The organism is Mesorhizobium sp. LSJC285A00 (assembly GCF_000503155.1).
Taxonomy (GTDB): domain Bacteria; phylum Pseudomonadota; class Alphaproteobacteria; order Rhizobiales; family Rhizobiaceae; genus Mesorhizobium.
Genome location: NZ_AYVK01000035.1, coordinates 40,673 through 66,384, shown reverse-complemented (window position 1 = coordinate 66,384; position 25,712 = coordinate 40,673). Strand labels below are relative to the sequence as shown.

The following is a 25,712-nucleotide window of genomic DNA, read 5'->3' as shown; positions in this document are numbered from 1 at the left end:
CGCTGGCGGGCGGCGCAGCGCGCCGGGCTGACCGAGATCCCGATCATCGTGCGCGACGTCAACGACCGCACAGCGCTGGAACTGGCGATCATAGAAAACGTCCAGCGCACCGATCTCAACCCGGTCGAGGAGGCGCTCGGCTACCAGCAGTTGATCGACGACCACGGCTACACACAGGCCGACCTCGGCAATGTCATCGGCAAGAGCCGCAGCCACGTCGCCAACACGCTCAGGCTGTTGAAGCTGCCCGACGTAATCCGCGACATGCTGGTCGACGGCGTGCTGTCGGCCGGCCATGCCCGGACGTTGGTGACGGCGCAGGATCCCGCCGGGCTAGCCAAGCAGATCGTCGAAGAAGGGCTTTCGGTGCGCCAGGCCGAGGCGCTGGCGCAGATGCCGGCGGGCGGCACGCCGCCCAAGGCAAAACCAGCACACGGCGCATCGGGCAAGGATGCCGACACGCTGGCGCTGGAAAGGCTGATGACCAACACGATCGGCATGATCGTGACCATCGAGCACAAGGGCAAAGGCGGCGCGATCCGCGTGGACTACCGCAGTCTGGAGCAGCTCGACGAGCTATGCCGGCGGTTGAAGGATGAGCGGTAGAGGGTTGGGGCTGCGCCATATTTAGCCGGCGAATGAAGTTCTGGCTTAGGATGAAGAAAGGGCTTGGCGGTTGCCGGCCCTTCTTTTTATTGGCGATTGCCGAAGGGATCGAACTGCTGATCTCCCCCCTTGAGGGGGAGATGGCCGGCAGGCCAGAAGGGTCGTCTCCCATCAAGCGCCGACCTCGTTTGTCGTTGCGAAAGGCGCCAGCGCTCCACGCGCCGCGACCCCCTCTGTCGCCTTTGGCGACATCTCCCCCTCAAGGGAGGAGATCACCGCTGCGCCAGCCTCGCGCTCTCCACCGCAATGGCGAGCAGCGCCTGCCGCGCCAGCGCTTCCGACAAATCCGGCCTGCGCCTGGTCTGCAGCACGGCAGATTGCAGCCGGTTCAGCGCGCGGCTGAGCGCCTCGACGTTCCAGCGCTCCAGCGCCTTCTCCACCAGCTTGCGCCGCGAGAAAAACACCGGCGGACGGGCGCCGGCCACTGCCGAGGCGGCGTTGCGGCCGGCGGTGTCCATCTGGCCGCGCATGACCTGAAGCTGCTGCAGCTGCCGCATCGCCGAGGACAGTACCAGGAAAGGATGGCCGCCGGACAGGCAGTGGCGGGTGAAGGCGGTGTCGAAGTCACCGATCCTGCCCTCCAGCACAGCATCGACCGCGTCGTCGAAGGAGGCGCCGGAGACGTCGCCGGACATCGCCCTTACGTCGTCGAGGCTGATGTCCTTCTGGCCGTGGGCATAAAGCACCAGTTTTTCGATCTCGCCGCGTGAGGCCAACCGGTCGCCGCCGAGATTGCGGCGCAGCGCCTGGCGTGCGTCGAGCGCCATCGACATGCCGGCCTTGCGCAACTCGTCGTCGATGACGCTGTCGATGTCGCGGGCTTCATCGGCGTAGCAAGGCAGCGCCATGGCGGTGTCGGCGGCCTCGACGATCGCGCGCAGTCCGACGCCCTTTTTCAGGTCGCCGGCCTCGATGAGAATGATGGCGTCGCGCGCGGGCTCCGCGGTCAGCGCCTTGACGTCCTCAGCCAGCGGCTTCTGGCCGCTGGCGTTGCGCACCCACAGAAGCCGCCGGTCGGAGAACATCGGCACGGTGCGGGCTTCGTCCAGCAGCCGGCCCTGGTCGCGATCGACCTCCGCGCCGTCGAGCCGTACGACGGAAAACGGATCGTCGAGCGGCAGGCCGGTTTTCGCGGCAAAGGTTTTGGCCCGCTCGGCGACCAAGCCGCGGTCGGGTCCGTAAAGCAGGACGATCGATATGCGCGCGTCAGGCTTCGCCAGCCACGAATCGACCTCGTATCCTTTCTTCTGTGCCATGAGGGGTGGTTAGCATGGGGAGAGGGCGGAGTGAACGGAGAAGCGGTCTTCCCTTCTCCCCTTGTGGGAGAAGGTGTCGCCGAAGGCGACGGATGAGGGGTGTTCCAGAAGGCACCAACGTCTCACTCCGCTGGAACACCCCTCATCCGTCTTGCCGCTTCGCGGCAATCCACCTTCTCCCACAAGGGGAGAAGGTCAGTCGCGCTCGTATCTGGCGGCAATCGCCCGCAATCTTGCGCCAAATTGCGCCCCGCCTCAAAACATCGACAAGAAATTTCGCCGCCATATCTGCATCTTGCGGTCGCTTGACGGCCGAGATGCCGGGTTGGGTTCGAGGCCCGATGAATTGGCGCTGTGCCGGCCGCGCGGATGTGCAAATATCCACCACCGGGCAACATGGGAGGACGATGGTCATGACCGATGCTGGGATGTTGCGGTTTCATGTGCCGGAGCCGGAAGTGCGGCCGGGCGGAACGCCCGACTTCTCCAACGTGCCGATCCCCAAGGCCGGCTCGGTGCCGCGACCGGACATCGATGTCGATCCGCGCACCATCCGCGACATGGCGTTTTCGATCATCCGCGTGCTCAACCGCACCGGTGAGGCGGTCGGGCCGTGGGCCGGGCTGCTCACCGACGAGGAGCTGCTCGAGGGGTTGCGCCACATGATGACGCTGCGCAGCTTCGATGCGCGCATGCAGATGGCGCAGCGCCAGGGCAAGACCTCGTTCTACATGCAGCATCTGGGCGAAGAGGCGGTGAGCTGCGCTTTCCGCAAGGCGCTGGCGCCAGGCGACATGAATTTCCCGACCTATCGGCAGGCCGGCCTGCTCATCGCCGACGGCTATCCGATGGTCACGATGATGAACCAGATCTATTCCAACGAGGCCGATCCGCTCAAAGGGCGGCAGCTGCCGATCATGTATTCGTCGAAGGAGCATGGCTTCTTCTCGATCTCCGGCAATCTGGCGACGCAATACATCCAGGCGGTCGGCTGGGCGATGGCTTCCGCTATCAGCAACGATTCGAAAATCGCGGCGGCGTGGATCGGCGACGGCTCGACGGCCGAATCCGATTTCCATTCCGCACTGGTGTTCGCCTCGACCTACAAGGCGCCGGTCATCCTCAACGTCGTCAACAACCAGTGGGCGATCTCGACGTTTCAAGGCATTGCGCGTGGCGGCTCCGGCACCTTTGCCGCGCGCGGCCTCGGCTTCGGCATTCCGGCGCTGCGCGTCGACGGCAATGATTATCTCGCCGTGCATGCCGTGGCCAAATGGGCGGCGGAGCGGGCGCGCCAGAATCTCGGCCCGACGCTGATCGAATACGTGACCTACCGTGCCGGCGCGCATTCGAGCTCGGACGATCCGTCTGCCTATCGGCCGAAAACCGAATCCGACGCCTGGCCGCTCGGTGATCCGGTGATGCGGCTGAAGAACCATCTGATCCTGCGCGGGGTCTGGTCGGATGAGCGCCATGCCCAGGCGGAAGCCGAAATCCTCGACACGGTGATCGCGGCGCAGAAGGAAGCTGAAGGCCACGGCACGCTGCATGCCGGCGGCAAGCCGTCGACGCGCGAGATGTTCGAGGGCGTGTTTGCCGAGATGCCGCCGCATCTCAGGCGCCAGCGCCAGCAGGCGGGAGTCTGACCATGCCGAGACGGACCATGATCGAGGCGATCCGCGACGCCATGGACGTGTCGATGGCGCGCGACGAACGCGTCATCGTCTATGGCGAGGATGTCGGCTTCTTCGGGGGTGTCTTCCGCTGCACGGCAGGCCTGCAAGCGAAGTACGGCAAGACCCGCTGCTTCGATGCGCCGATCAACGAATCCGGCATTGTCGGCTCCGCCATCGGCATGGCCGCCTATGGGCTGAAGCCATGCGTGGAAATTCAGTTTGCCGACTACATGTACCCGGCTTACGACCAGCTGACGCAGGAAGCAGCACGCCTGCGCTACCGCTCGAACGGCGATTTCACCTGCCCGATCGTTGTCCGCATGCCGACCGGCGGCGGCATTTTTGGCGGCCAGACGCACAGCCAGAGCCCGGAAGCGCTGTTCACCCATGTGTCGGGGCTGAAGACGGTGGTGCCGTCCAATCCTCATGATGCCAAGGGGCTGCTGATCGCGGCGATCGAGGATCCCGATCCGGTGATTTTTCTGGAGCCGAAGCGGCTCTATAACGGACCGTTCGATGGCCATCACGACCGACCGGTGACGCCATGGTCGAAGCATGAACTGGGCGAGGTCGCCGACGGCCATTACACGGTGCCGCTCGGCAAGGCGGCGATCCGCCGGGCGGGCTCGGCCGTCACCGTGCTCGCCTACGGCACCATGGTCTATGTCGCGCAGGCGGCCGTGGAAGAAACCGGCATCGATGCCGAGATCATCGATTTGCGGACCCTGCTGCCGCTCGATCTCGACGCGATAGTCGCTTCGGTGAAGAAGACCGGACGCTGCGTCGTCGTGCACGAGGCGACACTGACCTCCGGCTTCGGCGCCGAGCTGTCGGCACTGGTGCAGGAAAATTGTTTCTACCATCTGGAAGCGCCGGTGGCGCGCGTCACCGGTTGGGACACGCCCTACCCGCATGCGCAGGAATGGGACTATTTCCCGGGGCCGGCCCGTGTCGGCCGCGCGCTTCTCGAAACCATGGGAGCCTAGGGATGGGCGAACACATCATCAAGCTGCCCGATGTCGGCGAAGGCGTCGCCGAGGCCGAACTTGTAGAGTGGCACGTCAAGGTCGGCGACCTCGTGCGCGAAGACTCGGTGCTTGCCGCCGTGATGACCGACAAGGCCACTGTGGAAATACCTTCGCCGGTCGATGGCGAGATCCTGTGGCTGGGCGCCGAGATCGGCGACACGGTGGCGATCGGCTCGCCCATCGTGCGGCTGAAGGTGGCGGGTGAAGGCAATATCGCGGAAGGCTCGAAATCGTCAGAGGCCACGGCGGCACCGACCCCCACCCCTGCCGGGGCGAGCCACGGGTCTCGCCCGTCCTCCGGACCCCCACAAGAGGGAGGCGTTTCGGCCACGAAATCCTACGCCAAGTCGCCAGCACCTGCACCAGCAGCCAAAAGCGCACGGGCAGCTGAGACTGAATCCCCCTCCCCCTTGTGGGGAGGGGCTAAGGGTGGGGGTGCTGCGCCGACATCTAAAGGTGCGGCACCCTCCGGCGCGCCGCGCCCGGAGGGCGAAAAGCCCCTGGCGTCGCCCGCCATCCGGCTCAGGGCGAAGGAGGCGGGGATCGATCTGCGCCAGGTGTCGGGTACCGGCCCTGCCGGCCGCATCAGCCACGAAGATATCGAGGCATTCCTGGCACGCGGACCGCAGGTAGCGAAGGCGTCGGGTCTGGCGCGCAATGACAGCGTCGAGGATATCAAGGTCATCGGACTGCGGCGCAAGATCGCCGAAAAAATGTCGCTGGCGAAGTCACGCATCCCGCACATCACCTATGTCGAGGAGATCGACGTCACAGCACTTGAGGAGTTGCGCGCGGCGCTCAACAAGGAAAAGCGCAAGGGTGTGGAGAGGCCGAAGCTGACGCTGCTGCCGTTCCTGATGCGGGCGATGGTCAAGGCGATTGCCGACCAGCCCAACATCAACGCGCTGTTCGACGACGAGGCCGGCATCATCCATCAGCATGGCGGCGTCCATATCGGCATTGCCGCGCAGACGCCGTCGGGCCTGGTGGTGCCGGTGGTCAAGCACGCCGAGGCGCGCGACCTCTGGGATTGCGCGGCCGAGCTCAACCGCCTGGCCGAAGCGGCGAAGTCCGGCACGGCCAGCCGCGACGAGCTGTCGGGATCGACCATCACCATCACCTCGCTCGGCGCCATGGGCGGCGTGGCGACGACGCCGGTCATCAATCATCCTGAGGTGGCGATCGTCGGCGTCAACAAGATGATGGTGCGGCCGGTGTGGGACGGCACCCAGTTCATCCCGCGCAAGATGATGAACCTGTCATCGAGCTTCGATCACCGGGTGGTCGACGGCTGGGATGCGGCGGTGTTTGTGCAGCGGATCAAGGCGCTGATTGAGACGCCAGCGCTGATATTTGTGGATTGAGGGGCGGAACGACCGAGATGACGGCGGGACAGCGCCCCCCTCTGCCTTACCAGGCATCTCCCCCACAAGGGGGGAGATTGGACGTCACGCAGGGTTTCGCCAATCTCCATCGTTGCAGGAATGAGCGAAGCGAAGAAGCTGCTGATCTCCCCCCTCGTGGGGGAGATGTCCGGCAGGACAGAGGGGGGCGCGAAGGATCGCGACGGAACATTCCCTCGCATCAAAGGGTCACGCCATGAAAGAAATCTCCTGCAAGCTGCTGGTCATCGGCGCCGGGCCCGGCGGCTACGTCTGCGCTATCCGTGCCGGCCAGCTCGGCATCGATACGGTGATCGTCGAAGCCGGCAAACCGGGCGGCACCTGTCTCAATGTCGGCTGCATCCCGTCCAAGGCGATGATCCATGCGGCGGAAGAGTTCGAGAAGGTCGCGCATATGGCCGGCGGCAGCAGTCCGCTCGGCATTTCTGTGGCGGCTCCGGTGCTCGATCTCGGCAAGACGGTTGCGTGGAAGGACGGCATTGTTAGCCGGCTGACCGGGGGCGTTGCCGGGCTACTGAAGAAGGCCAAGGTCAAGACCGTCTATGGCTGGGCGACGTTCCGCGACGGCAAGACCGTCGCGGTCGAGACCGAGACCGGCACCCAGATCATCCGCGCCGAAACGGTTGTGATCGCCACCGGCTCGGCGACGGTGGAACTGCCGTTCCTGCCGTTCGGCGGCCCGGTGATTTCATCCACAGAAGCGCTGGCTCTCGGCGAGGTGCCGAAAAAGCTCGCCGTGGTCGGCGGCGGCTATATCGGGCTGGAACTAGGCATGGCGTTCGCCAAAATGGGCGCCGCGGTGACCGTGGTCGAGGCGCTGCCGCGCGTGCTGGCGCAATATGATGCGGAACTGACCCGGCCGGTGGTGAAACGGCTGGCCCAGCTCGGCGTCGAGGTGATGCTTGGCGCCAAGGCCGAGGGGCTCAAGGGCGACGCGCTGCTGGTCGAGACCGCGGACGGCAAGAGCACCAAAATCGCGGCAGACAAGATCCTGGTCACGGTCGGCCGCAAGCCGGTGACGGAGGGCTGGGGCCTCGATCAGATCGATCTCGACATGGCCGGCAAGTTCATCAAGATCGACGACCAGTGCCGCACCTCGATGCGCGGCATCTATGCCATTGGCGACGTCACCGGCGAGCCGATGCTGGCGCACCGGGCGATGGCGCAAGGCGAAATGGTGGCCGAGATCGTCGCCGGCCACAAGCGCAGCTGGGACAAGCGCTCGATCCCGGCCGTCTGCTTCACCGATCCGGAGCTGGTGACGGCAGGGCTAACGCCGGAGGAGGCGAAGGCTTCAGGCGAAATCAAGATCGGCCAGTTCCCCTTCGCCGCCAACGGCCGGGCGATGACGAAACTCGGCGAGGACGGGTTTGTTCGTGTTGTCGCCCGCGCGGACAACCATCTGGTGCTGGGCATCCAGGCGGTCGGGCAAGGCGTGTCGGAACTGGCGGCGGCGTTCGGCCTAGCGCTGGAAATGGGCGCGCGGCTGGAGGATATCGCCGGGACCATCCATGCGCATCCGACGCAAGGCGAAGGCTTCCAGGAAGCGGCGCTGAAGGCGCTGGGCCACGCGCTGCATATTTGAAGTGCGCTTACCCTTCCCCTTGTGGGGAGGGTCGATCCGCGTAGCGGAGCGGGGTGGGGGTCCTCGCCGACCGTCAGCGCTCACCCCCACCCCGTCTCGCCATCTCCGCTTCGCTCCGATTGCGCGCCGACCCTCCCCACAAGGGGGAGGGTGAAGTAGCTCAGCTTGCGAGCCGGCTCACCATCTCGTGCTGCGCATAAGCGCGCCCAAAACGATTGGCGAGAAACGCATCCAGCGCGATGTCTTCCTGCTTGACGAAACCGGTCGCCGGCAAGGTGCCGTCGGCCAGCATGTCGAGCACGGCGCAGATGCCGGACGCGGTGGTGATCTGGATTGCGCTGCGCACCTGGTTGCCGATGCGCTGCGAATAGATCTTGTTGGCGTAGGTTTCCTGCAGCAGGCGGCCATTGCGGCGGCCCGAGACGGTGACGAAGACGATGACCACGTCCTGCAGCGTTGCCGGCAGGGCGCTCTCGAAGATATCCTTCAGCACGTCGCGGCGGTGGCGCAGGCCGAGATCGTTGAGCAGCGCCTTCATGATCGCCGCGTGGCCGGGATAGCGGATGGTGCGGTAGTTCAGCGTGCGCACCTTGCCCTTCAGCGTCTCGGCCAGCGTGCCGAGACCGCCAGAGGTGTTGAAGGCCTCATAGGTGACGCCGTCGAGCGAGAACTCTTCGCGCTCCTCCAGCGGCGGCACCTCGATCAGCTCGCCCTCGACGATCGCCTCGCAGGGTTCGCAATATTCGTTGATGACGCCGTCGGTGCTCCAGGTCAGATTGTAGTTCAGCGCATTGGACGGGTATTGCGGCAGCGCGCCGACGCGCATGCGAACGCTTTCCAGCGTGTCGAAGCGGCTGGCGAGATCGTTGGCGACGATCGAGATGAAGCCCGGCGCCAGGCCGCATTGCGGAATGAAGGCGCTGTTGCCCGACTTGGCCAGCTCCTTGACGCGGCGGGTCGAGACGACATCCTCGGTCAAATCGAGATAGTGCACGCCGGTGGCGGCGGCCGCTTCGGCGATGCGCGTGGTCAAATGGAAGGGGGCGGCGCTCAGCACGGCGAAGGCGCCGGCAAGGGCGGCCTCGAGTGCGCCCGGCGCTGCGATATCGAGCTCCAGCCCCTCGACGCCGGCGGGAAGTTCGGCCGCGGCAAGCTGCGCCGCCGCGCGGTCGATAACGGTGACGTGGTAGTCGCCGCTGTCGGCGAGCATGCCTGCAATGGTGGAGCCGATCTTGCCGGCGCCGACGACGATGATTTTCTTCATGACCTTGCCCCTCGTGAAAACTCTTTGGCCCAGACCGCCGCGCGGTGGACGCGATGCCTTCAAGAATCGCAGCTTGCCTGTCGAAAGGAAGCGTGGGATCGTTCGAAATGAACCCTGCAATTTGAACGATACGCCGACGAGGTTCGTCGAAATGCTCAGTGACGCCGAACAAAAACTGCTTTCCCTGCTGCGCGCCAATGCCCGCGCGTCGACCACTGAGCTGGCGCGCCAGCTCGGCGTTTCGCGCACGACGGTGCAGAGCCGGATCGAGCGGCTGGAACAGCGCGGCATCATCACCGGCTATGGCGTGCGGATGGCGCCGGACTACGAGCAGGGGCTTGTGCGGGCGCATGTGCTGCTCACCGTCACGCCCAAGCTCGCCGACAAGGTGGTGCGGGCGCTGCAGGCGCTGCCGCCGGTACGGACGCTGCACTCGGTGAGCGGCAATTTCGACATGATCGTCATCGTCGACGCGCCGTCGATCAGGGATCTGGATGCGTTGCTGGACGAGATCGGGGCGATGGACGGGGTCGAGCGGACGTCGTCGTCGATTATTTTGTCGACACGGATCGATCGGTAGGTGGAACGCATGAGCCGCTAATCTCCCCCGCAAGGGGGGAGATCAGCCTTCGCCTTGGCTTTCGCCAACCTCCAAATCTGAGCTTGCTCCCTAAGCCCGCCGCCTTTCCGGCCCGCTATCCAGCCACGCCACATCCTCCGCCGACAGCTTGATATCCAGCGCCTTCAAACTGTCCTCCAACTCGTCCAGCGTGCGCGGGCCGATCAACGGCACCGACGGAAAAGGCTGCGCCAGCACATAGGCGAGCGCGATGTGGATCGGACTTTTGCCCAGGCGCTGCGCCAGCTCGATGGCGCGGTCGCGGCGGCCGAAATTTTTCTCGGAATACCAGACCCGCACCAGCTCCTCATTGTCCTGCTTGTCGCGGCCGGCGCGGTCGGTGAAGAAGCCGCGGCCCTGGCTCGACCAGGCGAAGTTGGGCATCTGCCTTTTCGTCAGCCAGGATTTCCAGTCGTCGGTGGACGAGGTGATGCAGCCGGCCCAGATCGGCTCCAGCATCTCGGCCAGCGAGAAATTGTTGGAGAGCACGCCGGGCTTCTGCTTGCCGGTGCGCTCGGCATAGGCAATCGCCTCGTCCATGCGCGCCATCGTCCAGTTCGAGCCGCCGAACGGGCCACGGATGCGGCCGGCCTTGACCTCGGCGTCCATCGCATCGACGAATTCGCCGACCGGCACATCGGGGTTGTCGCGGTGCATGAAATAGAGGTCGACATGGTCGGTCTGCAGCCGGTCCAACGACTGGGCGAGCTGCTTGCCGATGACATCGGGATAACAGAGCGGCGAGTGCGCGCCCTTGGCGATGATCACCGACTGCTCGCGCACGCCGCGATTCCTGAGCCACTGGCCAAGCAGCGTTTCGGTGTAGCCGGCGCCGTAGACATAGCCGGTGTCGAACAGATTGCCGCCGGCCTCGAAGAAGGCGTCGAGCAGGATTGCGCCCGACGAGAAGGTGCGGAAATCCTCGAAGCCGAGCGCCACCACGGAGGCCGGCTTCGACAGGCCCGGAATCTTGCGCTTGCCGATGGCGGTGCCGCCGGTGCGCAGCGGCCGGCCCGAAAGGGTGTTGGTTCGCTTAGCCGGCTTTTCGATTTCATATTCGAGCCCTACGGCAGCGCGCCATTTGTCGAGCACACGCAGCGTGCCGAGACTGTCGGCCCAGCCCATGCCCGGCCAGGCGAATTCCTGTTTGCCGGCCAGGATCGCCTCGCCGGCGGCGTCGACCTCAAAGGAATAGAGATGGCGGGTTTCGTTGAGGCTGATGGTCTCGCGCGTGTCGTCGGCGAGAATTACATCGATCCGGCCAGGGCCGCCATCGCGGTTGCCGCCGCCGGCGAACCAGAAATCCGGCACCTCGATGCGGCCCTTGGTGCCGAGGATGCGCAGGACATTGTCCTGTTTGAGCGAGATGCTGCAGGATACCTCGGCAACGATTCCACCGGGAAAATGCAGCAGCGCCGAGGCCCATTCGTCGACGCCGGACTTGCCGAGATGGGCGGTGCCGACAACCTTGTCCGGCTCGGCGAAGGGTTTGCCTGTGGCAGCGCCCGCGATCAGCCGCACCATGGAGACGGGATAGCCGCCGACGTCGAGAATGCCGCCACCGGCGAGATCGTTGGCGTAGAGCCGGTGCTCGGGCATGAAGCCCGGCATGGCGAAGCCGAAGCTCGACTTCATCAGCCTGACATCGCCGATGACGCCCGACTTGATGAGTTCCACCAGCTTCGCCGTCTGCGGGTGCAGCCGGTACATGAACGCTTCGCCGAGGAAGGTGCCGGCCTTGCGCGCAGCATGGATCATGGCGTCGGCCTCGAAGGCGGTCAGCGCCAGCGGCTTTTCGCACAGCACATGCTTGCCGGCTTCCGCCGCCTTGATTGCCCATTCGGCATGGCCGGGATGCGGGATGGCGATATAGACGGCATCGACCTCGGGGTCGGCGAGCAGCGCGTCGTAACCGTCGAGGATGCGGGCGCCGGGAAACGTCTCGGCCAAGCCTGCCTTGCCGGGATTGCGGGCGCCGAGCGCCACGATCGTGCCGGTGCGCGAGCCTGCCACGCCGCGGGCGAACGCTTTGGCGATGTCGCCGGGCCCGAGTATCCCCCAGCGGATGGGCGCGGTTGCAGTCATGGTCATTCTCCTTGCAAGGCTGGAAGCGCTCAGCGCAGCCGCTGGCCATTTTCATCGAACAGATAGGATTTGCGGATGGACACGGTGATCTCCTGGGTGTCGGGGACCTTTGCCGCGTCGCGCTGGATCACCAGGTCTTCGCCATGGGCGGTCCTGGCATAGATGAAGCTGGTGCCGCCGAGATGCTCGACCACGTCGATGCCGACTGTGAGGTCGGCGTCGCCTTCGCCGCCATTGCCGAAATGTTCGGGCCGCACGCCGACAATGACCTTGGCTCCTGTTTCTGGCACGGCGCCGGTCAACGGTTGCATAATGCGGGTCTTTTCCTCGCCCACCAGCTCGACGGTGACGCTGCTCGTGTTGCGCCCGACGACGCGGCCCTTGATGAAATTCATCTTCGGCGAGCCTACAAAGCCGGCGACGAACTGGTTGTCGGGATTGTCGTAGAGATCGAGCGGCCTGCCGATCTGCTCGACATGGCCACCGCGCAGCACGACGATCCGGTCGGCCAGCGTCATCGCCTCGGTCTGGTCGTGGGTGACATAGATCATCGTTGTGCCGAGTTCCTTGTGCAGGCGCGAGATCTCGACCCGCATCTGGACGCGCAGCTCGGCGTCGAGATTGCTCAACGGCTCGTCGAACAGGAAGACTTGCGGCTCGCGCACGATAGCGCGGCCAATGGCGACGCGCTGGCGCTGGCCGCCGGACAATTGCCTGGGCCGCCGCGCCATCAACTCTGTGATGCGCAGGATTTCGGAGGCCCGCTTCACCCGCCGCTCGGTGTCCTCCTTGGGGTTGCCGGTCATCCTGAGGCCAAAGCTCAGATTCTGCTCCACGCTCATGTGCGGGTAGAGCGCGTAGGACTGGAACACCATGGCGATGCCGCGCTCGGCCGGCTCGACATCATTCATCACCTTGCCGCCAATGGCGATCTCGCCGCCGCTGATATCCTCCAGCCCGGCGATCATCCTGAGCAGCGTCGATTTTCCACAACCCGACGGGCCGACAAAGACGACGAACTCGCCATCGGCGATATCGATGTTGGCGCCATGGATGATCTCATAGACGCCGAAGCGTTTTACGACATTGGTGAGGGTGACTGCCGCCATATCGCTGTTGTCCCTACTTGACGGCACCGGCGGCGATGCCGGCGATGAAATGGCGCTGCAGCAGCACGAAGACGACCAGCATCGGTACGGTCAGCATGACGGCGCCGGCCATGATGCCGCCCCATGAGACCTTGGTCAGGCCGATCAGCGTGCCGAGCGCCACAGGGGCCGTCATCGCGCCGGGCTGGCTGTTGATCAAAAGCGGCCAGAGATAATTGTTCCACGAGGCGAGGAACAGGATGATGGCGAGCGCCGCCAGCATCGGCCGCGCCAGCGGCAAAGCGACGAACAGGAAGATACGCCATTCCTTGACGCCCTCGACACGTGCCGCGTCGAAAAGGTCGGCCGGCATCATCGAGAAAGCCTGGCGCATGAACAGCACGCCCAGCGAATTGAACAAGGGTGGCACGATCAGCGCAATCCAGGTGTTGGCGAGCTGGAAGTCGCGCGCCACCATGATGAATTGCGGGATCAGCACCACGGCATAGGGCAGCGTGATGGTGCCGAGGATGATCGCCACCACCGCGCCCTTGCCGAAGAACTGATAGCGGGCGAGCGCCCAGCCGGCCATCGAGGTCAGCAGCACCGAGAAGAAGGTGTAGGTCACCGCAACCGCCACCGAAATGCCGATAGCGCCGACGAAATTGGTGTCACGCTGCAGATTGTTGAAATTGTCGACGAAATTGCCGTGCGGCAGAAGCTCGATGCCGGGGCTGAAAATGCCGTTGTCGGGCATGGTGGAAAACACCACCATCATCCACAGCGGAAACAGCCAGATCACCGCCAGCGGCGTCAGGACCAGATGCAGCAGGACGCTGCGGCCGAGCCGGCGTTGCGACAGCGAACTCATTTCGGCTCTCTTGTCAGCCACAGCTGCACCAGCGTGATGGCGATGGCCAGCCCCGCCATGGTGTAGGCGACGGCCGAGGCGTAGCCGAAATTGAGCGAACGAAAACCCTGGCGGTAGAGCAGCAGGCCAAGCGTCTCGGTGCCGCCGCCGGGACCGCCGCGCTCCGTGATCAGGAACGGTTCGGTGAAAAGCTGCATGGTGCCGATGATCGACAGCACGGCGCAAAACACGATGACCGGCTTGAGCAGCGGCAGCGTTATGTAGAAGAACTGCTTGAGCTTGCTGACGCGGTCGAGCGTCGCTGCTTCATAGACGTCCTCGGGGATCGACTGCAGGCCGGCGAGCAGGATGATGGCGTTGTAGCCGGCCCAGCGCCAGGTTACCGCGATCATGATCAGCGCCATGGCCGGTGTGACGTTGGAGAACCAGTCGATCTTGGCCAGGCCGACGCCGGCGAGGAGCTTGTTGATGATGCCGAAATCCAGGTTGAACATCAGCCGGAACACGGCGGAATAGGCGACCTCGCCGACCACCACCGGAGCGAAGAAGGCAAAGCGGTAGAGGCCACGTGCTTTCAGCAGCGGCGAGTTCAGCAGTACCGCCATGATGATCGCCAGCGAGATCATCACCGGCACCTGGATGACGAGGATGAGCAGCGTGTTCTTCAGCGCGTTGAAGAAAGCGGGGTCGCCGATCAGGCGGCCCCAGTTGAACGTCGGCGCAAAGCGCCAGGGCACCGTGCGCGTCGCCTGGAAGGAAATCATGAACGAGGAGATGATCGGCCACACCCAGAAGATGGCGAAGATCAGGAGGTAAGGCGTGAGGAAGCGATAGGCCGTGGCGTTCTGGTAGCGCATGGTTCCTCCTCCTTCCTCTTTCCCGGCTGATATCCGGCGTGTTGTTAGCCGGCGGACGCCGCCGGCAATTGGCGATCTGTTGGGCGAGAGCGTCCCTTTCCCCGCCACTATACGGGGAGAGGATGCCGGCAGGCAGGTGAGGGGCAGCGCCAACAGTCCGGCAAATTGCCCTATATCTGGCCCGCCAGCATCACCGCCTTGGTCACTTGATCGGCAGTCCCGTCGCCGAAGCGATCTGGCTGGCGGCGTCGTCGAGGGCGGCCTTGGCATCGGGATAGCCGCCGCCGAGATATTTGGTCTGCACGGCGCGCATGATGATTTCGGCGTCGCTCTGGAACGGCGTGCCGCGGCTCGGCACCACCTTGGGCAGCGTGGCGAGAATGTCCTTCCACACTGCCTGGCCGCCCCAATAGGGCAGGCCTTGCGAGACATAGGGATCGTCGAGCGCCGAGATCAGTGACGGCACCAGGCCGAAATCCCTGAGCATGGTGATCTGGCCTTCATTGGTCTCGAGCGTGTATTTCAGATAGGCGTAGGCGGCCTCCTTGTTCTTCGAGGCTGAGGTGATGGCGAGCGACGAGCCTCCGAGATTGGCGGCGCGCGGGCCGTCGGCGGTCAGGCTCGGCATCAGATAGACACCCCATTTGCCGTTTTCGCCGGCGGATTCGGTGCGGATGGTGCCCTCATACCAGCCGCCATAGACCTGGGTGGCGACGGTGCCGGCGGTGTTGTTGGTGATCTTGGTGCCCCAGTCGGCCGACGAGATGATGCCGGCGTCCTTCATGTCCTTGATCTTGGCCAGCGTGTCGACGCATTTCGGCTGGTTGACGGTGATCGACTGCCCATCGGCGGCGAAATAGCCGCAGCCCTGTTCGTTGGAAATCATGCGGAAGAATTCGGTGTCGCCGTTGAAATCGGCATTGGTCATGGTGACGCCGGGATTGGCGGCCTGGACCTTCTTGCCGGCGGCGATGAAATCGTCCCAGGTCTTGATCGAGGCCGGATCGACCCCGGCCTTCTCGTAGAAGTCGCGGCGGTAGAAGGCGGCGACTGGGCCGGAATCCCACGGCATGGCATAGGCCTTGTCGCCGACCTCCAATTCGGTGCGCTTGAAATCCGGGAATTTCTTCTGGTCGTCGGCGGTGTAGCCCAGCGTGTGCAAATCGACGAAGCAATCGGGGAACTGGCTCCAGTAGTTCTCGGCCTCGCCGTTTTCGATCGAGACGATATCGGGCAGGCCGACGCCGCCGGCCGCACAGCCGGCGATCGACTTGTCATAGGTCGGCTGGTTGCCGAGATCCTGAACGGTGACCTTGACGTCGGGATACTGCTTGTTGAAGCCGGCCACCGTCGCCTTCAGCGACGAAGCGGCGATATTCCAGCTCCAGATCGTGATTTCGCCGGACTGCGCCAAAGCCGGGCCTGAGCCCAGGCCAAGCGCCAGCGCGGCACAGATCAGTGTCGTGCGCATTGAAATCCTCCCATTTCATTTGCTCTCTCTTCGCGAGCATGGCTAGACTAGGCGGCGCGGAAGGCTTGTCCCTGACAACGGGAATAAAAGATGGGCGGAAAGTAAGATGCCGGAACGGCCGTTTTACCAGCCTGGCGCCAGCAGCGTCGAAGGCCTGCCGATGGCTTTGCAGATGTTTCACAACCATCCGCTGGTGATGCTGAAGCCGCACTGGCATGCCCAGGTCGAGGTCAATTTCATCGTCCGCGGCAGCGTGCATTACCGCATGAACGAGCACGAGATCTCGCTGTCGGCCGGCGACATGTGCCTGTTCTGGGGCGGGCTGCCGCACCAGATGGACGATCTCTCCGACGACGCCATCTATGCCGGCGCGCATCTGCCGCTGGTGCATTTCTTCCGCCTGCATCTGCCGACGGATGTCCGCCACAGGCTGATGACCGGCGCCACGCTGGTGACATCGGCGACCGACCAGGCCGACCATCACAATTTCGAGCGCTGGAACCGCTATTTCCGCTCGGGCGATGCGGCGATAACCGAGCACGCCGTGAACGAGCTGCTGCTGCGGTTGGAGCGGGTGCGCTTCGAGCCCTACCGGCTGGTGCCGGAAACCGCCATCGGCCAGGAACCCGGCGGCCCGTTCGACCAGCAATCGCTGCGCAATGTCGGTCGCATGTGCGACTTCATCGCCGAGAATTTCCTCTACGACATAGACTGCGTCGACATCGCGGCGGCGGCCGACATCCATCCCAAATACGCCATGAGCATTTTCAAGAAATCGACCGGCATGACGCTCAACGAATATATGAATCTGCTGCGGCTGAGCTACGCGCAGGCGCTGCTGATGCATGAAGACGCCAATGTGCTGCGCGTCGCCATGGATTCAGGCTTCGGCTCGCTCAGCGCCTTCAACAAATCCTTCCGCAAGCTGGCAGGGATGTCGCCCTCGGATTTTCGCCGGGGTGCGGTGGGGCGATAGGTTCGACGGTCATCTTGATCAACCCGCAGCCGTTCCGGGTGGAAACATGTGCAAGGCTAATCGCGACCGCCTTTGTCGGATGCGACCATCAACTTGGAGAAAGTTGTCAGCGACTTCGCGTTTCATGAGCGCCTTCCCCCACTCCGTCGCTGCTTCGCTCGACGGAGTGGGGTCGACCTGGCTCTGGCGTTGTCATTTCAAGCCGGGACCGGTGCCCTCCGCCCGAGGAAACCCGACAATTACCGCCAGCCCAGGCCGGCGATCCTCCAGCGCAATCGTTGCACCATGCAGGTCCGCGATGGCCCGCACAAGGCTGAGGCCCAGGCCGCTGCCGGGCGTGGTGCGGCTGGAGTCCAGCCGGTAGAGCCGCTGGAACACTTTTTCGCGCTCCTGCGCCGGGATGCCGGGGCCATTGTCGGCGACCTCAGCCAGAATGCGGTCGCCTTGCCGCCGCACCGATAGAAGGATTGCCGTGCCATCGGGGCAATGCCGCAGCGCGTTNAGCCAGAATGCGGTCGCCTTGCCGCCGCACCGATAGAAGGATTGCCGTGCCATCGGGGCAATGCCGCAGCGCGTTCTCAACCAGATTGGCAAACAATTGCGTCAGCAGGTCGCGGTCGCCGTGGACCAGGCATGGGGTGCCGTGGACGATCGTGGCCGACAGCGACTTGCCGTCATCCTCGGCGACACCGGCGTAGATTTCGGCAATGGCATCGATGACGCCGGTGAGGTCGAGATCGACAAAGCGCGCCTTGCGAGCGCCGGCCTCGATCTGGGCAATACGCAACAGCGCATCGAAAGTATCGTTGATCTGCAGGCTTTCCCCACGTGCCTCCGCCAGCTCATCGGCAACGGCCTCACCCTGCGCGGTCCTGTCGGCCGCAGCTTCCAAAATCATCTGCAGCCGGTTGAGCGGCGTCTTCAGATCATGCGCGATGTCGGCGCTGACCTGGCGCATGCCGTCCACCAGCGCCGCCAGCCGCTCCAGCGCGGCGTTGACCTGGCGCGAGACGCCGTCAATGTCGTCGCCATTGCCGAGCAGTGGAATGCGGGCGTCGAGCCGGCCGTTGGAGACATCGTCCATGGTGGCGGCAATGCCGTCGAGGCGACGCTGCACACGCGACGCCAGCAAGGCGCCGCCAGCCACCGCCAGCCCTGAAATGATCAGGGTGGCCCAGCCGAAGCTCATCAAAACGATGCGTTCCAGCTCCTCGGTTTCGGAGAGCGAGAAGGCGATTGTCAGGCTGTTGGGCCCGACCGAACCGGTCCAGGCGCGGTACATAGTGTCCGGCGCAACGCCTGGCAGGGAAGCGGCAAAATCCGAAAAGCCATCGGGAAGGTCGGCGGCGGTGAAATTCCCGGCCAGGCGATTGCCGGCGGGATCGGTGAGCGAGAACAGCTGTTCCTTGCTCGGGCTGAGCGCGGCGTGGCTGTCGACTGCCGAAACCAGATCCTCCCGGTCGTTTCCGGCATAGGTCACCGCCACGACCGAATAGGTCTCCTTGACCGACTGGTCGAGCTGCTCGGCAAGATCCGCGCTCATCAGCTGGTAGACGATGGCGCCTGACAGGATGAAGGCGAGCACGAACAGCAAGGCGAAGGTCAGGGCCAGCCGAAACGGCGTGCTGCGCAGCAGGCGAGAGCCTGTCTCAGTCATAGTGCGTTTCAGTCATGGCAAGCTTCAGTCATGGCAAGTTTCTGTCATGCCGCGCCTCAGTCGTGAACACTGTAGCCAGTGTTGCGCACGGTGTGGATCAACGCGGTTTCGAACGGCCTGTCGATCTTGGCGCGCAGCCGGCTGATATGGGTTTCGACGACGCTGGTCTTGGGGTCGAAGTGAAAATCCCAGACCCGTTCCAGAAGCATGGTGCGGGTGATGACGCGGCCCTCGCCGCGCATCAGCACTTCGAGCAGGCTGAATTCGCGCGGCTGCAGGTCGATCGCCTGGCCCTGCCTGGTGACGCGGCGCTGGATCAGGTCCATTTCGAGGTCTGCGATGCGCAGCGTCGTCTTCAGCTCCTGCACCGCAGGGCGACGGCCGAGCGCGTTGATGCGGGCGAGCAGTTCGGAAAAGGCGAATGGCTTGACGAGATAGTCGTCGCCGCCGGCCTCGAGCCCTTCAACCCTGTCGTCGACGCCGCCGACCGAGGTCAGAAAGATCGCCGGCGTGCGCACGCCCGCCGCCCGCACCGCCTTGATCATCGACAGGCCGTCGAGGCCGGGCAGCATGCGGTCGACTACGATCACGTCATAGGCGTCGCGTGTCGCGGCAAACAGCGCGTCATGCCCGTCGCGCAGCAGATCGCAGACATGCCCGGCTTCGCTCAGGCCCTTGACGACATAGTCTGCGGTCCTGGGGTCATCCTCAACAAGGAGAAGTCGCATCTCTGTTCCGGTCTGTTGCCGAGGCTTTGCCAGAGCGGCATGCTAGCACCGGCGGCGGTCCGTTCCTAGAATATCCGCCGGCGCCTGGTCGCTCGTGGTCGTTGCACATGTCCATAAGTGTCATCCGACCGGATCGCGCGCAGGGACAAGCATCCTGCGCAGCACGGCGTCTTTCAGAATAAAATGATGGAAGAGTGCCGCACCGGCATGAATGCAGATCAGAACGATGAATACCGGCTTTGCCCAAGTATGGACATCGCCCAAGGCAATCGTGGTGGTTTGCAGACGGACGCCCAAATTGTCGACCAGATTGTCGGTGATCAAGGTGCCGACGACGCTGATCAGCACCACCGCCAGCCAATAGGCATGGCACATAACGCTTCTGCGCGAATTGCAGCGCCAGCGCGACGACAAGGATGCCGGTCATGATCAGCGAGGTGACGGTCAGTCCGAAGCCAAGATTGACGGCCAGATAGTCGGCCGCCGTCTCGCTAGTGGGTGGCGAGACACCGGCGCTATGAGCCCTGCCGGAGTGCAGGAACTATGATGAGCTACGCTCCCCCCAAGCCGGCAGCGAAGGCGTTCGACCAGCACAAGCGCCTGCTCGTCATACAAGTGGCGGCAGCCCTCGCCGTCATGCTGTTGCTGTTCACCAAGCCCTTTCTCGTCGAAGGCTCGGACGGGCACGAATACATCGAGGGGCTGGGCATCGGCTTCGTGCTGGTCTGCTTCCTTGGCCGTCTGTGGAGCATTCTCTATGTCGGCGGCAGGAAGAACGACGAGCTGGTCACCATCGGCCCGTTCTCGATGAGCCGGAACCCGCTCTACTTCTTTTCCACGGTCGGCGCGGCGGGCGTCGGGTTGATGTACGGCTCGGTGCTGGTGGCGGCGGCGCTGGCTCTGGTGAGCTACCTGGTGTTCCGGGTGACGGTGCGCAAGGAAGCCGAGTTCCTGTTTGGAAAGTTCGGCCCCGCCTACAGCGTCTATGCCGAACGCACGCCGCCTTTCTGGCCGAACCCGCTGCTGTTTCACGATCAAGCCGAACGCCGGTTCTCGACAAAGGCGTTGCGGCGGACATTCACGGACGGGCTCTATTTCCTGGCGCTGTTCCCGGCCATCGAGACGATTGAGCAGTTGCGGATCAGCGGCATGCTGCCGGTGTTTTTCACCCTCTACTGACCGGAGCGCCGTGCCGCGCGGCGCACGCTGTAGAGCAGGATGACGAGGCAGCCGGGCAGAAGCAGGACGCCGCCGGCAAGCGGCGGCAACGCCAGCAGCTTCACTGCCGCGGCAATCGCTACGATCAACAGCAGCGCCAGCGTCGCAAGGCTGCCGTCGTCGATGAACATGCCGACGAGCTCCTTTAGAATGAGGCGGACGACGTTCATCGAGCAACTCCTTTTGCAGCCTTGGGGTAGCTGGCGCGCAACCAGCGCACCATGGCGAAGCACGCGACGGCGATGATTGCGAAGATGGCCAGCAGCGCCAGATCGGCGCCCGGCCAGTCGGTGCCCAGGCCTTCGCCGGTCCAGAAAATGCCGAAGCTTGTCAACATCAGGCCGACGGCGAATTTGAGCGCGTTTTCCGGCACCCGCGCCAGCGGCCTGTGCACCGCAAGGCCGATGATCGTTACCAGGACGAAGGCTGCCAACGCGCCAAGGCTGGCATAGAAGGTCTGTGCATGCGCGGCGCCGACGGCAATGACGATGAACACCACCTCGACACCTTCGAGCAGCACCGCCTTGAAGGCCGCGAGCCCGGCCAGATAATCGGCGCGGCGGTCATTGGCCTGCTGCTGCAAAGCGGCGGTTTCCTTTGAAAAGGCCGCGTCCTCGTCATGCAGGGCGATGACGCCGACACTGCGCAAAATGGCCTTTCTCAACCAGCGCATGCCAAACAGGACTAGGAGCACGCCGACGACGAACTGCAGCACCGCAATGGGAATCAGCGCCAGCAGCGGTCCGAAGGCCAGCACCAGAGCCGCCAGCACCGCCAGCGCCAGCGCCGCGCCTGTCAGCGCTGGCCGCCAGCTGCGGGTGACGCCGACCGCCAGCACGATGGTGAAGGCCTCGACCACTTCGACGAAGGAGGCAAGGAACGAGGCGGTCACGGTGGAAAGTATGGGCGTCAGGCCGTTCATGAAGGTTTCCTGTCTGCGGGAATCACTAGCCTGAGAAGGATACAGCGCTCCGGCGGAAGGGAGAACGCGCCGGCATCGTCGCCATGGTCTATCTGTTGCGTCAACATCGGTGGCCCGGTCGCCGGCGTTCGCTACGAGCTGCTCGGTGTCGGCGACAATTTCAAGCCGATCGTGCTAGGCCTTGTCATTGTGCTCGCCGTCATTCTGGATGCCTATCGGGAAAAGCTGTTGAGGGTGATCCGATAAAGCGCGTCGCGCTTTTTGGTTTTTGTTTTATGGATGTCATTTTCCCAGATCCGCCGGACACTCCGGGCGACATGCACTAGGGGACAAGAAATGACGACGATTGCCGATGTCGCGCGCCATGCCGGAGTGTCGGTCGCAACCGTCTCGCATGTGATGAACCGCACGCGCCATGTCGAGCCGGAGACGGCCGAGCGCGTGCATTCGGCCATCGCCGCCTTGCGCTACAGCCCGAACACGCTGGCGCGCAGCCTGAGGCGCGGCGAGACCAAGACCATCGGCCTGCTGCTGCCGGACAATTCCAACCCATTCTTCGCCGGCGTGGCGCGCCAGATCGAGGATGCCGGCTTCCTTGCCGGCTATACGGTGATCCTGTGCAACTCCGACGGCAGCGCCGAGAAGGAGGAGCGCTATCTCCAGGTGCTGATGGCCAAGCAGATCGACGGGCTGATCTTCGCCGGCTCGTCCGATCATGCGCGGGTGTTCTCCAGCCTTCTGCCCGGCGTGCCGGCGGTGCTGATCGACCGCGAGATCCATTCGGTCAATGTCGATTCCGTGCTGGTCGATCACGATTATGGCGGCTATCTCGCCGGCCGCTATCTGGCCGGGCTCGGCCACGAGAAGATCGGCGTCATCGGCGGCCCGCGCGATTCCAGCTCCAGCCCCGCCCGCCTGCGCGGCTTCGCCAGGGCGCTGCAGGAAGCCGGCCTCGACCTGCCGCCGGCCTCGGTGGTGGATTCCGACTATCACTTTGCCGGCGGCCGCACGGCGATGGAGCGGCTGATGGCGCAGGCGCCGGGGATCACGGCGCTGTTTGCCTGCAACGATCTGATGGCCATGGGCGCGCTGACAGTGCTGCGCGGGCGCGGATTGCGGGTCCCCGGCGACATGTCGATGATCGGCTTCGACGACATCCCCTATGCCGTCACCACATGGCCGCCGCTGACGACGATCGCACAGCCGGTCGAGNCGACGATCGCACAGCCGGTCGAGAAGATCGGCACCCGCGCCGTCAGCCTGCTGCTCGAGCGGGTTGCCGAGCCTGCGGCGCATTCGCGCCGCGAAGTGCTCACCCCGGTGCTCGTCGAACGGGAGAGCTGCGCGCCGTTGCGCGGCTGAAGCCCTCAGGCGGCGGCCGGCTGCAGCGCTGCCCTGAGCAGCATGCCGAAGAGGTCGCGCGGCTCGTCGGGATCGGCGAGCAGGTCGAGCTCCTCGTAGAGGCCGGTGGCCTGAAGCTGGTCGCGGACATAGCGCAGCGCCGAAAAATCCTCGGTGGCGAAGCCGACGGAATCGAACAAGGTGATCTGTTCCGCCGTCTTGCGGCCTTCCGCCTTGCCGGTCATCACCTGCCACAACTCGGTCACCGGATGGTCGGCGTGGAGTTGCTGGATTTCGCCCTCGATGCGCGTCTGCGGCGGGAACTCGACGAAGATGTCGGAGCGCAAAAGGATGTCGCGGTGCAGTTCCGTCTTGCCGGGGCAGTCGCCGCCGACCGCGTTGATGTGCACGCCGGAACCGACCATGTTGTCGGTGAGGATGGTGGCGGACTGCTTGTCGGCGGTCACCGTGGTGATGATGTCGACGCCTTCCACCGCATCCTGGCCGGTGGCGCAGATGGTGATGTCGAAGCCCTTGCCGGCGAGGTTGCGGGCGCATTTTTCCGAAGCGGAGCGGTCGATATCATAGAGCCGCAGCCGGTCGACGCCGAGCAGCGCTTTGAAGGCGACAGCCTGGAATTCGGACTGGGCGCCATTGCCGATGATGGCCATCGAGCGCGCGCCTTTGGGCGCCAGATATTTGGCCGCGACAGCGGAGGTCGCCGCGGTGCGCAGCGCCGTCAGGATCGTCATTTCGGTGAGCAGCATCGGATAGCCGGAACCGACATCGGCGAGCACGCCGAAGGCGGTGACGGTCTGACGGCCTTCCCGCATGTTCTTCGGATGGCCGTTGACATATTTGAAGCCGTACATCTTGCCGTCGCTGGTCGGCATCAGTTCGATGACGCCGTCATGGCTGTGCGAGGCGATGCGCGGCGTCTTGTCGAACAGCTCCCAGCGGCGAAAATCCTCCTCGATATAGGCGGCGAGTTCGGTGAGGAACCGCTCGACGCCGATGGTCAGCACCAGCTTCATCATGCGGTCGACGCTGACGAAGGGGACGATGGCAAGGCGGGAAGGCTGGGTCATGCAATGCTTCCGGAATGGCTGCGGGTCGGGCGGTCCATGATGCGCCGGCCCATCAGGCTGGCGGCGAGGTCGACAATCAGCGTGGCGGTGCGGCCGCGCTCGTCGAGGAACGGGTTGAGCTCGACCAGATCAAGGCTGGAGACCAGGCCGCTGTCGGACAGCATCTCCATCACCAGATGCGCCTCGCGGAAGGTGGCGCCGCCGGGCACGGTGGTGCCGACGGCCGGCGCGATGGAGGGGTCGAGGAAGTCGACGTCGAGGCTGACATGCAGCAGGCCGTTTGCCTTTTCGACGATGGCCAGGAAGGCGCGCAGCAAAGGTGCGACGCCGTGCTCGTCAATGGTGCGCATGTCGTGCACGGTAACCCCCGCTTCGCTCAGCGCCCGGCGCTCCGCCGGATCGACGCTGCGCAGGCCCATGACGCAGATGTGGGCAGGATCGACGGCGACAGGCAGGTCCGGGAAATAACCGTTGAAGCCCGGCCGGCCGCTGGCATAGGCGAGCGGCACGCCGTGCAGATTGCCGCTGACGGTGGTATCGAGCGTGTGGAAATCGGGATGTGCGTCGAGCCACAGCACGAAGAGCGGCCGGCCGCGTTCGGCGGCGCGGCGGGCTATGCCCGACACCGTGCCGGCCGATATCGCGTGGTCGCCGCCAAGGAAGATCGGCATGGCGTTCCGCGAAGCCGCATAGGCGGTCTCGGCTATCGCCGCGGTCCAGGCGGAAATCTCCGGTAGGGCCTTCAGCGCGAGATTGCCATGGACGATTGCGCGCACGGCGGCCGGTTGCACCGCGCCCCAGTCCTCGACCTCGTGGCCGAGTTCCGACAGCACCGAGACAAGCCCGGCCGTGCGCAGCGCGCTCGGCCCCATCTCGCATCCCATCCTGCCGGCGCCGTCCTGCACCGGCGCGCCAACGATCCTGCAGCGCATGGTTTTTGGTGTCCTTGCAAATTGATTGGGCAATTGATGCGTGGAATGAACCATCCTGGACCGGCAGTTTGAACAGGCGAAATTGGCATTTCGAGAAGAATGATTTATCATTCCGATAAGTCGCTTTGGTCAAAGTGGATAGAATCATGGACTTGCTTGACGAAAGGCTGGTCACGCTGCTCAGGCATGATGCCCGGCGCAGCATCTCCGATCTCGCGGTCGATCTCGGGGTGTCGCGCGCTACGGTCAGGGCGCGCATGGAGCGGCTGGAAAAGTCGGGTGAGATCATCGGCTACACGGTGGTGCTGCGCGCCGACGCCGTCGACCAGCGGATACGCGGCGTGATGATGATCGAGATCGAAGGCCATGCCGCGGATCGCGTGGTCCGGGCGCTTGGCGGCCTGGCCGAGGTTTCGACCATTCACACCACCAATGGCCGCTGGGACCTGGTGGTCGAACTCGGCACTGCATCGCTCACCGATTTCGACGCCGTGCTTAGGCGGATACGGCTCGTCCCCGGGATAACCGGCAGCGAGACAAGTCTGCTGCTGGCAACGCCGAGGACGACAAGGGCGCGGCTGGCTTAGCCGCCGTTCCGGCCGGCGTGTTCACGCAAAGCTTTGGGCGGAACTGGCGAATGGGTCGCCTGGCTGACGAATCTCATTGGGGCCGCAGCTATCCTCCACATGACGGACGAAGCCGGCATGACGCGAGATTGCACCAGCTTCAACGGTGCAAGGACCGGACGCTTGCCACAGGCCAAGGCTGATGGCAGGATAAAAGGCCGCAACGTGCGGCCTCTGGCGGCCGTTGTGTTTCGATGGATTATGAAGCATTTTCCCAAGGTGCGGGTTCTCCTCACAATGTGCGGCAGCCTCGTTTCGCCTTGGTCGCCCTTGATTTTTCGCAATGTGCGCTTTGCCTGCCTCAGGCCGCAGGGCATTTAATTCCACGGGGTCAAGCCTCATGACAGAGATTTGT

The 25,712-nt window shown here is 64.4% G+C and carries 25 protein-coding genes and 2 pseudogenes; 12 read left to right on the top strand and 15 right to left on the bottom strand.

Annotated features, from left to right (window positions below):
• A partial coding sequence (locus X726_RS144775; RefSeq protein ID WP_023672174.1) for a ParB/RepB/Spo0J family partition protein occupies positions 1-606 on the top strand: 606 nt, incomplete at its 5' end.
• 272 nt (positions 607-878) lie between these two features.
• Here the strand turns inward: X726_RS144775 and holA are convergent.
• Positions 879-1,922 carry a DNA polymerase III subunit delta gene (gene holA / locus X726_RS144780; RefSeq protein ID WP_023672173.1) on the bottom strand — a complete coding sequence of 348 codons (1,044 nt, stop codon included), beginning with the start codon at positions 1,920-1,922 and terminating at the stop codon, positions 879-881.
• A 413-nt stretch (positions 1,923-2,335) separates the two neighbouring features.
• On the opposite strand from holA, the gene X726_RS144785 reads away from it, so the two are divergent.
• From X726_RS144785 to lpdA, 4 genes are all read left to right on the top strand, one after another.
• Positions 2,336-3,568 carry a 3-methyl-2-oxobutanoate dehydrogenase (2-methylpropanoyl-transferring) subunit alpha gene (locus tag X726_RS144785; protein WP_023672172.1) on the top strand — a complete coding sequence of 411 codons (1,233 nt, stop codon included), beginning with the start codon at positions 2,336-2,338 and terminating at the stop codon, positions 3,566-3,568.
• Positions 3,569-3,570: 2 nt separating this feature from the next.
• A complete protein-coding gene (locus tag X726_RS144790; protein WP_023672171.1) occupies positions 3,571-4,584 on the top strand; it encodes an alpha-ketoacid dehydrogenase subunit beta in 1,014 nt (337 codons plus the stop codon).
• Positions 4,585-4,586: 2 nt separating this feature from the next.
• Positions 4,587-5,990 carry a dihydrolipoamide acetyltransferase family protein gene (locus X726_RS144795; protein ID WP_023672170.1) on the top strand — a complete coding sequence of 468 codons (1,404 nt, stop codon included), beginning with the start codon at positions 4,587-4,589 and terminating at the stop codon, positions 5,988-5,990.
• Between the two features lie 235 nt (positions 5,991-6,225).
• Positions 6,226-7,614 (top strand): dihydrolipoyl dehydrogenase, encoded by a 1,389-nt coding sequence (lpdA, locus tag X726_RS144800; RefSeq protein WP_023672169.1) that lies wholly within the window; start codon positions 6,226-6,228, stop codon positions 7,612-7,614.
• Positions 7,615-7,774: 160 nt separating this feature from the next.
• Here the strand turns inward: lpdA and X726_RS144805 are convergent, their stop codons facing one another.
• Positions 7,775-8,878 (bottom strand): saccharopine dehydrogenase family protein, encoded by a 1,104-nt coding sequence (locus X726_RS144805; RefSeq protein WP_023672168.1) that lies wholly within the window; start codon positions 8,876-8,878, stop codon positions 7,775-7,777.
• A gap of 151 nt (positions 8,879-9,029) precedes the next feature.
• Here X726_RS144805 and X726_RS144810 point away from each other — a divergent pair, with 151 nt between their 5' ends.
• Entirely contained in the window at positions 9,030-9,458 is a 429-nt protein-coding gene (locus X726_RS144810; protein ID WP_023672167.1) for an Lrp/AsnC family transcriptional regulator, read from the top strand.
• A 90-nt stretch (positions 9,459-9,548) separates the two neighbouring features.
• Here X726_RS144810 and X726_RS144815 read toward each other — a convergent pair whose 3' ends face one another.
• From X726_RS144815 to X726_RS144835, 5 genes are all read right to left on the bottom strand, one after another.
• Complete coding sequence (locus X726_RS144815) at positions 9,549-11,582, bottom strand: aldo/keto reductase (protein WP_023672166.1); 2,034 nt, start codon at positions 11,580-11,582, stop codon at positions 9,549-9,551.
• Between the two features lie 29 nt (positions 11,583-11,611).
• Positions 11,612-12,691: a sn-glycerol-3-phosphate ABC transporter ATP-binding protein UgpC gene (gene ugpC, locus X726_RS144820; protein WP_023672165.1), complete on the bottom strand. Its 1,080-nt coding sequence runs from the start codon at positions 12,689-12,691 to the stop codon at positions 11,612-11,614.
• Positions 12,692-12,704: 13 nt separating this feature from the next.
• Positions 12,705-13,541 (bottom strand): carbohydrate ABC transporter permease, encoded by an 837-nt coding sequence (locus X726_RS144825; RefSeq protein WP_023672164.1) that lies wholly within the window; start codon positions 13,539-13,541, stop codon positions 12,705-12,707.
• Entirely contained in the window at positions 13,538-14,398 is an 861-nt protein-coding gene (locus X726_RS144830; protein WP_023672163.1) for a sugar ABC transporter permease, read from the bottom strand. The genes X726_RS144825 and X726_RS144830 overlap by 4 nt, the downstream gene beginning before the upstream one ends.
• Before the next feature lie 202 nt (positions 14,399-14,600).
• Positions 14,601-15,869 carry an ABC transporter substrate-binding protein gene (locus tag X726_RS144835; protein ID WP_023672162.1) on the bottom strand — a complete coding sequence of 423 codons (1,269 nt, stop codon included), beginning with the start codon at positions 15,867-15,869 and terminating at the stop codon, positions 14,601-14,603.
• 106 nt (positions 15,870-15,975) lie between these two features.
• On the opposite strand from X726_RS144835, the gene X726_RS144840 reads away from it, so the two are divergent.
• Positions 15,976-16,845: a helix-turn-helix domain-containing protein gene (locus X726_RS144840; RefSeq protein ID WP_023672161.1), complete on the top strand. Its 870-nt coding sequence runs from the start codon at positions 15,976-15,978 to the stop codon at positions 16,843-16,845.
• A gap of 192 nt (positions 16,846-17,037) precedes the next feature.
• Here the strand turns inward: X726_RS144840 and X726_RS1000000172465 are convergent, their stop codons facing one another.
• From X726_RS1000000172465 to X726_RS1000000171905, 4 genes and pseudogenes are all read right to left on the bottom strand, one after another.
• Entirely contained in the window at positions 17,038-17,301 is a 264-nt protein-coding gene (locus tag X726_RS1000000172465; RefSeq protein ID WP_023702541.1) for a sensor histidine kinase, read from the bottom strand.
• Complete coding sequence (locus tag X726_RS01000000167360) at positions 17,270-18,502, bottom strand: histidine kinase dimerization/phospho-acceptor domain-containing protein (protein WP_348626774.1); 1,233 nt, start codon at positions 18,500-18,502, stop codon at positions 17,270-17,272. The genes X726_RS1000000172465 and X726_RS01000000167360 overlap by 32 nt, the downstream gene beginning before the upstream one ends.
• 56 nt (positions 18,503-18,558) lie before the next feature.
• On the bottom strand, positions 18,559-19,230 hold the full coding sequence (locus X726_RS144845; RefSeq protein ID WP_023672160.1) for a winged helix-turn-helix domain-containing protein: 672 nt from the start codon (positions 19,228-19,230) through the stop codon (positions 18,559-18,561).
• 120 nt (positions 19,231-19,350) lie between these two features.
• Positions 19,351-19,720 (bottom strand): annotated as a pseudogene (locus X726_RS1000000171905) (hypothetical protein); the annotation flags it as partial.
• A 56-nt stretch (positions 19,721-19,776) separates the two neighbouring features.
• On the opposite strand from X726_RS1000000171905, the gene X726_RS144855 reads away from it, so the two are divergent.
• Entirely contained in the window at positions 19,777-20,409 is a 633-nt protein-coding gene (locus tag X726_RS144855) for an isoprenylcysteine carboxylmethyltransferase family protein (RefSeq protein WP_023672158.1), read from the top strand.
• Here the strand turns inward: X726_RS144855 and X726_RS144860 are convergent.
• The gene (locus tag X726_RS144860; RefSeq protein ID WP_023672157.1) at positions 20,403-20,618 is read right to left on the bottom strand and encodes a hypothetical protein; all 216 of its coding nucleotides are present in this window, start codon (positions 20,616-20,618) and stop codon (positions 20,403-20,405) included. The two genes, X726_RS144855 and X726_RS144860, sit on opposite strands and share 7 nt — an antisense overlap.
• On the bottom strand, positions 20,615-21,370 hold the full coding sequence (locus X726_RS144865) for a COG4280 domain-containing protein (protein WP_023672156.1): 756 nt from the start codon (positions 21,368-21,370) through the stop codon (positions 20,615-20,617). The genes X726_RS144860 and X726_RS144865 overlap by 4 nt, the downstream gene beginning before the upstream one ends.
• A 68-nt stretch (positions 21,371-21,438) precedes the next feature.
• Here X726_RS144865 and X726_RS1000000171900 point away from each other — a divergent pair.
• Both X726_RS1000000171900 and X726_RS144870 read left to right on the top strand, forming a co-directional pair.
• Positions 21,439-21,616, top strand: a pseudogene (locus X726_RS1000000171900) (ABC transporter permease); the annotation flags it as partial.
• 90 nt (positions 21,617-21,706) lie between these two features.
• On the top strand, positions 21,707-22,732 hold the full coding sequence (locus tag X726_RS144870) for a LacI family DNA-binding transcriptional regulator (protein ID WP_023672155.1): 1,026 nt from the start codon (positions 21,707-21,709) through the stop codon (positions 22,730-22,732).
• Positions 22,733-22,737: 5 nt separating this feature from the next.
• Here the strand turns inward: X726_RS144870 and X726_RS144875 are convergent, their stop codons facing one another.
• Positions 22,738-23,799 (bottom strand): ornithine cyclodeaminase, encoded by a 1,062-nt coding sequence (locus tag X726_RS144875; RefSeq protein WP_023672154.1) that lies wholly within the window; start codon positions 23,797-23,799, stop codon positions 22,738-22,740.
• The gene (gene rocF / locus X726_RS144880) at positions 23,796-24,731 is read right to left on the bottom strand and encodes an arginase (protein WP_023672153.1); all 936 of its coding nucleotides are present in this window, start codon (positions 24,729-24,731) and stop codon (positions 23,796-23,798) included. The genes X726_RS144875 and rocF overlap by 4 nt, the downstream gene beginning before the upstream one ends.
• Positions 24,732-24,877: 146 nt before the next feature.
• Here rocF and X726_RS144885 point away from each other — a divergent pair, with 146 nt between their 5' ends.
• Together X726_RS144885 and X726_RS0136050 are read left to right on the top strand one after the other, a co-directional pair.
• Positions 24,878-25,318: an Lrp/AsnC family transcriptional regulator gene (locus X726_RS144885; RefSeq protein WP_023672152.1), complete on the top strand. Its 441-nt coding sequence runs from the start codon at positions 24,878-24,880 to the stop codon at positions 25,316-25,318.
• Positions 25,319-25,417: 99 nt separating this feature from the next.
• Positions 25,418-25,678 carry a hypothetical protein gene (locus tag X726_RS0136050; RefSeq protein ID WP_023672151.1) on the top strand — a complete coding sequence of 87 codons (261 nt, stop codon included), beginning with the start codon at positions 25,418-25,420 and terminating at the stop codon, positions 25,676-25,678.
• Positions 25,679-25,712 lie beyond the last annotated feature (34 nt).